At 69.2% G+C, this 12134-nt stretch carries 9 protein-coding genes; 4 read left to right on the top strand and 5 right to left on the bottom strand.

Annotation, left to right across the window (positions count from 1 at the left end; translation table 11 throughout):
- Positions 1-1689, bottom strand: a 1689-nt coding sequence (locus D7W79_RS29640; protein ID WP_147442121.1) for a condensation domain-containing protein, incomplete at its 3' end; no start/stop codon positions are given.
- Between the two features lie 302 nt (positions 1690-1991).
- On the opposite strand from D7W79_RS29640, the gene D7W79_RS29635 reads away from it, so the two are divergent.
- Positions 1992-2426, top strand: coding sequence for a hypothetical protein (locus D7W79_RS29635; protein ID WP_147442120.1), 435 nt, complete (start codon positions 1992-1994; stop codon positions 2424-2426).
- Between the two features lie 42 nt (positions 2427-2468).
- Here the strand turns inward: D7W79_RS29635 and D7W79_RS29630 are convergent, their stop codons facing one another.
- Positions 2469-3890 carry an amidohydrolase family protein gene (locus tag D7W79_RS29630; protein WP_158617080.1) on the bottom strand — a complete coding sequence of 474 codons (1422 nt, stop codon included), beginning with the start codon at positions 3888-3890 and terminating at the stop codon, positions 2469-2471.
- Between D7W79_RS29630 and D7W79_RS29625 the strand changes: the two genes are divergently transcribed.
- Together D7W79_RS29625 and D7W79_RS29615 are read left to right on the top strand one after the other, a co-directional pair.
- Positions 3889-4884 (top strand): MBL fold metallo-hydrolase, encoded by a 996-nt coding sequence (locus D7W79_RS29625; RefSeq protein WP_208729872.1) that lies wholly within the window; start codon positions 3889-3891, stop codon positions 4882-4884. The genes D7W79_RS29630 and D7W79_RS29625 overlap by 2 nt on opposite strands.
- 459 nt (positions 4885-5343) lie before the next feature.
- A complete protein-coding gene (locus D7W79_RS29615; protein WP_120528735.1) occupies positions 5344-6915 on the top strand; it encodes a PKD domain-containing protein in 1572 nt (523 codons plus the stop codon).
- A gap of 58 nt (positions 6916-6973) precedes the next feature.
- On the opposite strand, the gene D7W79_RS29610 is transcribed toward D7W79_RS29615, so the two are convergent.
- From D7W79_RS29610 to D7W79_RS29600, 3 genes are all read right to left on the bottom strand, one after another.
- Complete coding sequence (locus tag D7W79_RS29610; RefSeq protein ID WP_120528734.1) at positions 6974-8005, bottom strand: hypothetical protein; 1032 nt, start codon at positions 8003-8005, stop codon at positions 6974-6976.
- A gap of 60 nt (positions 8006-8065) precedes the next feature.
- Positions 8066-9265, bottom strand: coding sequence for a PKD domain-containing protein (locus tag D7W79_RS29605; protein WP_158617079.1), 1200 nt, complete (start codon positions 9263-9265; stop codon positions 8066-8068).
- 62 nt (positions 9266-9327) lie between these two features.
- Complete coding sequence (locus tag D7W79_RS29600) at positions 9328-10131, bottom strand: hypothetical protein (protein ID WP_120528732.1); 804 nt, start codon at positions 10129-10131, stop codon at positions 9328-9330.
- 221 nt (positions 10132-10352) lie between these two features.
- Here D7W79_RS29600 and D7W79_RS29595 point away from each other — a divergent pair.
- On the top strand, positions 10353-12134 hold a 1782-nt coding region (locus D7W79_RS29595), incomplete at its 3' end, for a PAS domain S-box protein (RefSeq protein ID WP_120528731.1).

Here is a 12134-nt window from a genome sequence, read left to right as displayed (position 1 = left end):
GACAGGGACGTAGGCGCCGCCGGCCTTCAATGTGGCGAGCAGTGCGACGACGAGTTCCAGCGAGCGCTCCAGCAGCAGGCCGACACGAACCTCCGGCCCCACACCGCGCGCGATGAGGGCGTGCGCGAGTTGATTGGCCCGCGCGTCCAGCTCCCGGTACGTGAGCGTGCGACCCTCGAAGACCAACGCGACCGCGTCGGGTGTGCGCTCCACCTGCGCCTCGATGAGGCCGTGCAGTGTGGCCGTGCGCGGGAAGTCGGTCGCCGTCGCATTCCAGTCGAGCAGCACCCGACGTTGCTCGGCCTTCTCCATGAGCGGCAGCGCGGACACCCGCTGCCCGGCATCCACGACGACGGCCTGGAGCACCGAACGCAGGTGCCCCAGCATGCGCGCGACGGTCGCTTCATCGAAGAGGGCGGTGCGGTACTCGGCGATGAGGCGCAGGCCGCGAGCCTCTTCGGTGGCGATGAGCGTCAGGTCGAACCGGGCCGCGCCCGCGTCCACCGGCTGTGCATCCATGCGCAGGCCGGGGAGGGGAGGAAGGGAGAGCGGCGCGTTCTGCAGGACGAACATCACCTGGAACAGCGGTGAGATGTTCAGCCGGCGTGAGGGCTGGAGCACCTCCACCAGCTTCTCGAAGGACACGTCCTGATGCGCGAAGGCGCCAAGGGCGGAGTCATGCACCTGGGCCAGCAGCTCGCGGAAGGACGGGTCGCCGGACAGGTCCGAGCGCAGGACGAGCGTGTTGACGAACAGGCCGATGAGGCCCTCGAGCTCGGAGCGCGAGCGGCCGGCGACAGGGGTGCCAACAGTGAGGTCGTCCTGACCGGAGTAGCGTTGGAGCAGGACGTTGAACGCCGCCAGCAGCACGGAGAACAGCGTGCGGCCCTCGCGCAGGCCCAGGTCCTTGAGTGCCTGGGTGAGTGCCGGGGACAGGACGATGGAGTGGCGAGCTCCCTGGACGTCCATGCTCGCGGGGCGCGGACGGTCCGAGGGCAGCTCCAGCACGGCGTGCGGATCCAACCGCTGGCGCCAATACGACAGCTGCGCTTCGAGCGCGTCCCCCTGCGACCCCTGCCGCTGCCACGCGGCATAGTCCGCGTACTGAAGGGGCAGGGCCTTCAGCGACGACGGATGGCCGGATGCGAAGGCCTGGTACAGCTCCGCCACCTCGCGGACCAGCACGCCCATGGACCAGCCGTCGGACACGATGTGGTGGACCGTGACGAGCAGCAGGTGCGCGTCCGCGGAGAGCCGGTAGCGCACCGCGCGAAGCAGCGGCCCCCGCTCCAGGTCGAACGGCACGCGGACGTCTTCCCGCACACGGCGCAAGGCCTCGGGTTCACGCTGGGCCTCCGGCAGGCTGGCGAGGTCCACTTCCGCGATGGACAGCTCCAGGTCCGGAGCGACCTGCTGGAGCGGCCGGCCCTCGTGCTCCGGGAAGGTGGTGCGCAGCGCGTCGTGGCGGTCCACGACGGCCTGGAAGGCCCGGGTGAGCGCCACGGGGTCCAGCTGCCCGGAGAGGCGCACGGTGACGGCCATGTGCAGCGCGGCATTGCCGGGTGACAGCCGCTCCTGGAGCCACATGCGTTCCTGCCCGAAGGAGGCGGCCACGCGGGTGGACGGACGGGTTTTTCCACGCAGCAATTCGGCCAGCCGCGAGCGCTTGTCATCAGAGGGGAGGGTCATGTTGGCGCCAGCTCTTTCGTGTCGCACGGACGGGCGCCGACTCCTCCTGTGGAGCGGCGTCTTCCTGAAGTGCGCGACGACGTGAACTGGGGTCAGCTATCTCACTGAATTGATACCTTGTCCAAACACGAGGCGAGGACGGAGCCTGGCGCCCAGGCTGGCGGCCAGGATGTCCAGGGCGAGTGAATCGCGCACAGCAAGATCCTGGGTGTCCACGAACGCAATGACACACAGTGCGGGCCGCTCGATGAGACGGTTCGTGGAGGTTGTCTGGCGGGCCCGCGCACCTCTAGGCTTGCCGGATGAAACGACTCCTAGCGGCGCTGATCCTGCTTCCTTCGATGGCCTTCGGCCAGGTGCGTGTCGACATCGATGTGAAGCTGCCCGACATCGTCTTCAAGACCGCGCCGCCTCTCGTCGTCGTGCAGCCCGGCGTGCAGGTGGTGGAGGACTACGACGAGGACCTCTACGTCGTGGACGATGCGTACTGGGTGCGCCGCGATGGACGGTGGTACCGGGCGCGCGACTACCACGGTGGCTGGGAGGTCGTGGAGGAGCGGCGGGTCCCCGTCACCGTCGTCAAGCTGCCTCCCGGGCGCTACAAGCGGTGGAAGCAATCGAAGAAGGGGGCCGTCGTGCCCGCGTCGTACCGTGAAGGCGGTCACGACCACCATCAGGACCGCGGCCACGACGATGACCACCACAAGGGCGGCAAGGGCAAGGGGAAGAAGAAGTAGCCTCCGCTCCGGGGGCCTCTTCGTGGGAGGCCCCGGGACCGCTCAGTGGCCCGACGGCGCGCGGACGAAGAGCGTCTTGCCCGCGCGAATGGTGCACTTCACGTCGGTGAACCGCCGCACATCCGTGGCGGGATCGCCGCCAAGCACCACGAGGTCGGCGTCGAAGCCCGGCTGGACGCGGCCCCGGCGCTCGGAGGCGCTCCAGCGCGCCGCGGGGGCGGTGGTCAACGACGCGAGGATCTGCGTCGGCGTCAGCCCTGCCTGGGCCATGAGGACGTACTCCTGCGTCGGATCGAGGTCCGTCATGTACCCGGCGTCGGTGCCGAACAGGACCTGCCCCCCGGCGCTCGAGAACGCCATGAGCTGCCGTTCGGCACCCGTCACGAGGCGCTCGCGCACGTCGGTGGGCACGTCCGCCTTGGCCAGCTCGTAGCCCCAGAGCTGCAGCGTGGGGACCACGGAGACGTGGCGCGCGACCATCTGGCCAACGAGCTCGGCGCTCCACTCCCTCTTCGGTGAGTCGATGGTGGTGTGCACGATGACGTCGGCGCCGGCCTGCACGGCGTCGCTCACCCCGTCAGGGTCCGTGGGATGCACCATGACCAGGCCTCCCCGCCGGTGCGTTTCGTCCGCCGCGGCGCGCGCGACGTCCGCGGCCATGCGCCGGATCTCACCATGCCCCTGGGGTGTGGCGACGAACAGCTTGGTCCCCTGCGCGCCGGTCTCGAAGCTCGTGCGGACGATGGCGCGGGCCTCCTCCGCCGACGCGGGCTGCGGAAGCTGGCGCAACACCTCGGGCGGCAGGTCGCGCAGGTAGAAGGGGATGCCGTTCTCCGGATACAGCGGGGAGCCGACGGTGAGGATCGCCGGGCCCTGGAGTTCGCCACGCTCGATGCGCTGGCGAAGGGCCCCGGTGTTCGCGGGGTCGGAGCCGGTATCGACGACCGTCGTGAAGCCGAAGCGCGTGGTCAGCTGGCTCAGGGGCTGCTGGAGCTCGTCACGCGGCCGGTCAGCGGCCCCGGCGAACGCAGGGTCCGTGAAGTGGACGTGGCTGTTCTGGAACCCGGCGGTGATGACCCCGCCGCCGCAGGCGTCCTCGCGCCGCACGCCGGCCGGCGGGGCGTCCGACGCGGAACCGACGGCTTCAATCTTCCCACCGCTCACAAGCACCCAGGCGTCGTCCAGCGGCGGCGCGTCCGGAGCCACATAGAGCCGTGTGCCCGTCAGGAGCCAGCGATCGGCGGCAGCAGGACGCTGGCTCGACGCGCAGCCCGCGGTGGTCAGACAGAGAAGAAGTGCGAACCGTTTCATGATGTTCACCTCGCGGATCCGCACCGTGCGCTCAAGGACGCGCCCCGTCAAACGGTTGATCGATTTGAACAGCGGACGCCTGGAACGCATCATTGGCGCCACCTCGGCACAGACCACCCCATCCGTGTGTCGATGGAACGGAGTGCTTCGCATGTTGCCCTCTTCTTCCTTCCTCGTTCGCAATCTCGCCATGGGCGCGCTGTTGATGGGCGCCCCCCTGCTCGCGGTCAATGACGCGCACGCCGCGCCGCCTCCCCAGGTCAGGGGCTCCTCCCCCGGCTACTACCGGATGATGCTGGGGGACTTCGAAGTCACCGCGCTGTCCGACGGCACCGTCACGCTGCCGATGGACAAGCTGCTCACGAACATCACGGCGGCCCAGCTGAAGACCCAGCTGGCGCGCACGGGGCTCGACCCGAGCCACGTTGAGGGCTCCATCAACGCGTACCTGATCCACACCGGCGAGCACCTCGTGCTGGTGGACGCCGGTGCCGGCAAGGCCTTGGACCCCAATGCGAGCGGACGCCTGCTGAACAGCCTGCGCGCCGCGGGCTACCGCCCCGAGGACATCGACGCGGTGCTGCTGACCCATGTCCATGTAGACCATCACTCCGGACTGACGGTCGACGGGAAGGCCGTCTTCCCGAACGCGGTCGTCTACGTCGAGAAGAACGAAGCCGACTTCTGGCTCGATGCCTCGAATGAGAAGACCGTCGCAGAGGAGCTCCGCGCCGGCTTCGCCCAGGCCGCGGCCTCGTTCGCGCCCTACCTCGCGGCCAACAAGGTGAAGAAGTTCACGGGCAGCACCGAACTCTTCCCCGGCGTCCGCTCCATCTCCGTGCCGGGACACTCGCCCGGCCACTCCTTCTACGCCATCGAGAGCAAGGGCCAGCAGATGCAGTTCTGGGGAGACCTCGTCCACGTGAAGGACGTGCAGTTCCGCTCGCCCGGCGTGACCATCAAGTTCGACCTCGACGCCGCGGCCGCCGCCCGCCAGCGGCTCAAGGCGATGAACGACGCGGCCGCGAAGGGCTACTACGTCGGGGCCGCCCACATCTCCTTCCCGGGCATCGGGCGGGTCCTGGCCGACGGCAAGGCCTTCACCTGGCTGCCGGTGAACTACAGCGTCGCCGGCCTCAAGCCCTGAGCGAAGCCCTGCCGGTGCGGGCCATCCGTCCTGCACCGGCGTGAGGCGCTCTAGACGGGCCTGCGCAGGGTGGACAGCCCCTGTCTGCGGTTCGCGCACGCGGCCTTGCCCGTCCACTTCCGGGTGCGGGCATTCCATGTGTAGCAATAATAGACAAGGTCGGCCTGGATCGGGTGGTTGAACCGGCCGCTGCGCCCGACCCGGGCGGGAAAGTTCGTGGCTTCTCCCATCCACTCCTGGATCCAGGCAAGCGCCTCCCCTGGCGTCATCCGGCCATCTGGGAAAGGCCAGACGCCCTCCGGGCGTGAGCGCGTGTGTCCCCGCATCATCCAGTGCGTGACGGACCGTGGCATTCACGCGAATTGCTGCATTTTTGAGTTTGTCTGAATATCATTGACATCCGGATTTCGGCGCTCGCAATGTCTCTCCGTCGCGAAGGTTGGCGACAGGGAGCACACCATGCCGAAGTCGAAGCAACTCGCGTCCTGCCTTGCCCTTGCTCTGGCCGCGTCCGCGCCGACGGCCCTCGCTGATTCGGCCATCTATGGCGGCGGTCCGTTCTATTCCGGCGGCACCGCGGTGATGAACGACCTGCGCGGCTCGGGCTTCACCACCGTGATCCTCTGGAGCTTCCACATCGAGGACAACGGCGACCTCGTCTACAACGACATCCCGGTGGTCAGGAATGGCGCCTACATCGGTGATCCGGCCTGGCCCACGCGGCTGGCCTCGCTCAAGACCGCGCCGACCTCGGTCAATCGCATCGAGGTGTCCATTGGCGCCTGGAGCGTCCCCGACTTCGAGCGCATGGCCCGGCTGGTCAACGGCACCGCCACGGGCTGCGGCAGCACGCTCGTCTGCGGCACCGGCACCAACAGCATCCTGTACCGCAACTTCCAGGCGCTGAAGACGGCCACTGGCGCCACCGCGGTCAACTTCGACGACGAGAGCGCCTACGACCTGGCCCCGACCACCCAGTTCGGGCAGATGCTCATTGGCCTGGGCTTGAAGATCACCTTCGCGCCCTACACGAATCAAACCTTCTGGCGCAGCCTCAAGGACAACCTCGGCGGCGCGGTCGACGGCATCTACCTGCAGGTGTACGACGGCGGCGCCGGCAACAACCCGGCGAGCTGGAACACCGCGATGGGCATGACGGTGGACCCGGGCCTGTGGTCGCGCCACGGCTCCGGCTGCGCCAGCGGTGACAGTCCGGCCACGGTGCAGAGCAAGATGAGCAACTGGAAGAGCACCGCTGGCATCAACGGCGGCTTCATCTGGCTGTACGACGACATCCAGGCGTGCGTGGCGCAGGGCACCAGCGCGCAGTACGCGGCGGCGATCAACACCGCGGTCAGCGGCAACACCCCGCCCGTGGCCAACTACGGCGTCACCGTGAGCGGGCTGACCGCGACCTTCAGTGACGCCTCCAGCGACAGCGACGGCACCATCGCTTCGCGCAGCTGGAACTTCGGCGACGGCAGTGGCTCAACCGCGACCAATCCCAGCCATGTCTATGCCAGCGCCGGCAACTACACCGTCAGCCTGACGGTGACCGACAACGGCGGGGCCAGCCACACCAAGACCCAGACCGTCTCGGTGGGCGCCGGCTACGTCAACCTGGCGCTCAACAAGCCGACGACCGGTTCCACCGCCTGCAACAGCAGCGAAACGCCGGCCAAGGCGGTCAACGGGAGCATCTCCGGCGGCACCACCGACAAGTTCTGCTCGTTGGCGTCGGGGGCCTGGCTTCAGGTGGACCTCGGCTCGGCACAGACGGTCAGCAGCTTCGTCGTCAAGCACGCTGGCGCGGGCGGTGAGTCGAGCACCTGGAACACCCGGGCCTTCACCATCCAGACCTCCAGCAACGGCACGACCTGGAGCACGCCTGTGACGGTGACCAACAACACCGCCAGCACCTCCACCCACGCCATCAGCGCCACCTCGGCGCGCTACCTCAAGCTCAACGTGACCACCGCGTCCCAGAACGGCGACCCGGCGACGCGCATCTACGAGTTCGAGGTGCACTGAGCCGGCTGGAGGAGCGGCTCGCGCGTCGCCTGCACGGACGCGCGATGCCGCATGGTGGCTACGGCTGCGCCACGCCCAGGTCGTAGGCCTTGCGGATGGCCTGGGCACAGGCGCGGGACTTCTCGCCCTCCTCGTCCCCGAGCTGGCGACTGCGGGCCAGGACCATGTACCGGTTCCTGGCGGCATTCACCCAGGGATAGAAGCCAAACGCTCCGGCCGAGGAGTGGCCCGTCAAGGTCCACACGCCGTTGACCGGCTCTCCCTCGATCCAGTGCCCGAGGCCGTAATACGCCTCTCCCCCCGTCCACGGCGTGGAGGACACGTTGGCGCCACCCGGCCAGGCCGGAACGGCGTCCACGGTCAGCTGGGAGGACAGCGCGTACTGGTTGTTGATCAGCTTCATCAGGAAGACGCGGTACTGGGCCGCGCTGCTGGAGAAGCCTCCGGCCGGAGCGACGGCACTGTCGGACTCCGGCAGGGTGGTGCCCAGCTGGGCGTTGAGCCAATCCATGACGCTCGCCAGCCCCGTGCCCCTTCTCGCGCCGATGTCGTCCAGGGCCAGCTTCTGCATGTGGCCGCCGTTGTAGAAGAACCGGCCGTTCTGGAGCGGGCGGTAGGTGACGTTCTTGTAGGCGGAGCCGTAGCACTCCGAGACGGTCGTCCCGGCGTCCCCACACAAGGTGGTGTTCTCGTCGATGTAGCCGCTGGTGAAGTTGAGCCGCTTCTTCTCGTCCGCGGTGAGGTTCGCGTACCCCCGCGACTGCACGTAGGCCCCCGCGTACAGCCACTTGCTCGCGGACGCGATGGGCATCACCGTCGTGGCCGTCACTCCGCTGCCTCGCGGGATGGCGTAGAGCGGCCCCGCGCCATCGCCAATCTCCCAGTAGAAGTTCCCAAGCGGCGTGCAGCTCGCCGAGGTGTTGGCCGTGGTCAGCGCGGCCTGTTCGCCCGCCGTGAGGGCCGCCTGGGAAGTGCCCGGGGGCGCCTCCGCGACGGAGGCGAAGGCGTCCTCCTCGGTTCCACAGCCGATGAGGCCCAGGGCCAGCAGCCCGCACGCCGGGATGAAAGCCGTCCTTGTGTGTTGCTTCATGGGGAATTCCTCCGGGAAATGCCCCTGTGAACCCGGGAGGCATCCGGAAGTTGCGCGACGCTATTTCGCGGGAGGGCGTTCCGCGGGGGAGGAGGGCGGACGCAGGGGCTCGGCCTTGAAGGCGGACCAGGACAGCGACACCTCCTTGCCGGTCTCGTCGCGACCGTGGAGGAAGTCGATGATCTGCTTCACCTCCGGACGCACGTCGGAAGGCAGCACGGTGACGTGGCCCCGGAAGCCTCCGCGTCCCAGGTCCTCCTCCACGATGATGGACTCGCGCCACGCACGCGTGCGGGTGTCCACCTGGTCGTCCCATGTCACCGTGAGGCGTTCCACGCGCTCCCAGGTGACAGCGCCGCCTTCCGGCACGTCGACCTGGACCTGGCTCCTCCAGCCCTCGTCCGAGGTCCGTGGGGCCACCCGCTCCAGTTGGAGGCTCGCCTGGGGTGGCGCATCGGAAGCAGGCTGTCCCCGGACCTGCACGAACGCCGTCGCGGTCTGCTCGGCTCCAGCGCCACGCGCGGACACGCGCACCGTGTGGATCCGCGCTTCCGGTTCGCCTGCGTAGACATGCGAGGCCGTGGGCTCCGTCGTCGCGGTGGCACGTCCATCTCCGAAGTCCCAGGTGTACGCGGTGGCGGGGTGGGGTGACACCGCCCGGAAGGCGAAGGCCGTGGGGCCCTGCTGGGTGACTTCGATGCGAAGCGCGCGGGCCTGCTCCTCGTCCTGACCGCACGCGCGCACGTCGATGCTGGCGACCTGCTCGGCCAGCACCCCGACGCGCCGGCCTCCCAGGTCCTTGCAGAGCTGGAAGCGCACGAAGTACCGGCCGGGCGTGGCCGGTGCACGCCAGGGAAGGCGGGATCCGGGCTGTAGCTCCGCGCCCGTCTCCGCCCCCGGCCACACCCAGCGCGGCACGGCATCCGGTTCGGCCGTGCCTCCCACGCGAGCGGACAACGTCATCCATTCCCCCGCGCACACCCACGGGCGGTCCGAGTCGATCCCTTCGATGACGGCGGTCGAGGTCAGCACCACCCGCTCCTCGTTGAGCGCGGCGGAGAGAGCCTCTCCCGTCGCTGCGGGCGGAATGCGCTCGGGGGCGGGTGGCTGCGATTGCGCGGCCCGCACGATGAGGGCTGGCGCCATCCGCGTGGGGGCCGCTTCAGCAGGGGCGGTAAGCGCTGGCGGCACGTCCTCCCGGGACCGCGCCCGGGCCAGCCCGAAGAGCAGGAGGCCACCACTGAGCAGCAGCGCCAGCACGCCGCCAACCCGCCTCCCGCGGTCACGACCTCCAGGGGCCCCGGGGGACATGGGCTGTCGCGTCAGAAGCCGAAGTCGTTGAGGTGGCGCCGGTAGCCCTGCGAGTTGGGCCGGTACCACTGGTCATCCCAGCCCGTGAACTCCACGTCGTCGAGCAGCCGCTCCGTCTTCCCATTGAGGACCACGGAGTTGATGAGCTGCACGGCCGTGGAGCCCACGTTGCGCGAGGCGAGCTTGTTCGCGGTGGTGTCCAGGTACTGGGCCGTCGTGCGGCTGCAGTAGTCCTGGGAGAAGCATCCCTTGTCGCACGTGGAGAGGGTGTTGTAGGCGGCGTGCTTGTCCTCGGCCATGTAGAGGACCGGCCATCCGCGATAGCCATTGCGCGAGTCGCTCAGGTCGTACTCCAGCTGATCGAACGCGTACCAGGCGGAGGAGTCACACGCGCTCTTGCGGTGCGCGGACAGGTAGGCCTGATCGAGGTACCAACGTCCGCCGGAGTAATGCACCTCGAAGATCTGGAACTCGGGGTCGCCGTCGTGGCCGGTGGTGACGCCGGTGTCCTCGAAGAAGGTGTCCAGGTAGAAGATGCGCACGGTGCGGGTGGCGAAGGCCTGGCTCTTGACGGCGTAGTAGGGCCGGCGCGCCATGCCGCTCTCACCGCTGTCGAACCAGAACAGCGGCATGAACCACTTCGCGAGCTGATACTCGCAGTCGTCATTGAGCCCGTCCTGATCCGCGTCCGTGCCGGTGCCCCAGCAGTTGTCGCCATAGGGAATGACGGAGAGTCCATCCGCCCGGGCCACCGGGACGGACAGTGCGAGGAACAGGCCCAACGACACGACGGCGGTGCGAAGACCACGGCTCATGGAGGCGCTCCAGAGGGACGTCGAAGGAGGCCGGAGGCTACCGGTCGCGCCTGGATGAGAACAGGGGAGCGGAACCGCGGGCTTTCGTCGAGCAGCGGACGTTCCTGGTGGGTCGGCCGACGCCCACCGGCGGAAGTTCGGGGACGCCCCATGGATTCCGGTGAGCATCGCGCCACCCGCGCATCGGCCGATGCCGGGTTGTGTTGATATCCCCAACCACCATGACGTCCGCCCATGGCCGGTCCCACCGGCCCGTCCCCCGCCTGCTGTCGCAGGTGCTCCGCGTGGGGGCATTGCTCTGTGCCTGCATCCTGGCCTCGCGGTACCTCGATGCGCTGGCCCAGAGCGTTCCCTTTCCCATCTTCCTCGCGGGGGTGATGGCCGCGGGCTGGTATGGCGGCCTCTGGCCCGCGCTCTCGTTGACGATCCTCGCGACGCTCGTCCTCGACCTCCTGTTCATCCTTCCGTTGCACGCGCTCGCCATCTCCAGTCCCGGTGAGGGCGTGCTGCTGGGCGTCTTCTTCATCGTGGGCGTGCTCATCAGCACGGCGGCCGGCACGCTCCATGAGGCGCGGCGGCGCGCGGAGCAGTCTCAGCGGCTCACCGAGGCGCTCGCGCGGGCCGCCACGCCCGCGGACATCGCCGAGGTCGCCCAGGCCCACGCCCTGACGCTGCTGGGGGCTCCGCTCACCGCGCTGTGGGTGATTCCCGACGAGGGAGGAACCGAGACCGCGCACCTCGTTCCCATCCCTGGCATGGAGTCCCCTCCGCCAGACGCGCTCGCCTCGCTCGCCCGGGAGGCCCTGCGCACGGGAGCCCCGGTGCTGCCCCGGCGCGGCGCCGCGCGGGGGCTCTCCCTGCCGCTGCGGAGCTCCAGCCGGGTGCTGGGGGTGCTCGCGTTGCTCCTGCCGGGCCGCGGAGGCGCGGGAGCCCGGCAGTTGCAACTCGCCCGGTCCCTGGGGGACGCCTGCGCGACAGCATTGGAGCGGACCCTGCTGCACGAGCGGTCGCAGCGCGAGCGGCGGCTGCTCGACTCCGTGCTCGAGCAGGCCCCCATGGGCGTCATCGTCGCCGAGGCGCCCAGCAGCCGGATCCTCTTCTACAACGCGGCCTCGGAGCGCATCCTCGGCCACCCCGTCATCCCCTCGGCGGATGTGTCGCACTACGCCCGCTATGGGGGCTACCACGCCGACGGCTCCCCCGTGGCCGCCGAGGAGTACCCCACCGCGCGCGCCCTCTTGAAGGGCGAGCAGGTGCGCAACGAATTGATGCGCTACCGCCGCGGCGACGGCCAGACCGCGCTCCTGGAGATCAGCGCGGCCCCGCTGCGAACCCCTGATGGAGCCATCACGGCCTCCGTCTGCGTGTTCGCGGACGTGACCGAGCGCCAGCATGCCGAGCAGCGCCTGCGCGCGAGCGAGGAGCGCTACCGCCAGTTGTTCGACGCCGCGCCCCAGGTCATCTGGACGAACCGGACGGACGGCGGCAACACCCAGTTCAACTCGCTCTGGTTCAAGCTGACCGGGCAGACGCTGGAGGACGCCGCCCATTACGGGTGGCTGAACGCCATCCATCCTGAAGACCGGGCGCGGCTGAAGGCGCAGCGTGAGGAGGCCATCCGTCAGGAACAGGCGTATGCCATTGATTTCCGCCTGAGGATGGTGAACGGCGGCTACCGGTGGCAGGTGGGGCGCGTGGTGCCCCTGTATGACGACTCCGGCAAGTTCGAAGGCTGGCTGGGCGCCGCCATCGACATCCATGAGCGCAGGCGGGCGGAGGCCGTGCAGCGCTTCCTCGCGGAGGCGAGCGCCACCCTGGCCCGCTCACTCGATGAGCGTGAGACGATTGAACAGGCCACCCGGCTGATGGTGCCGGAGCTCGCCGACTGGTGCCTCGTGGATCTCCAGACCCCGGGCGGGATGGAGCGCGCGGCGGTGTTCCACCCGGACCCCAGCGCCGCCGAGGCGGTGGAGATCATCCGCCGCCACCGTCCCCGCCCGGAG

The organism is Corallococcus exercitus (assembly GCF_003611585.1).
Classification (GTDB): Bacteria; Myxococcota; Myxococcia; order Myxococcales; family Myxococcaceae; genus Corallococcus; species Corallococcus exercitus.
The sequence above is the reverse complement of the archived record's forward strand: the minus strand, read 5'-3'. Positions and strand labels throughout refer to the sequence as shown.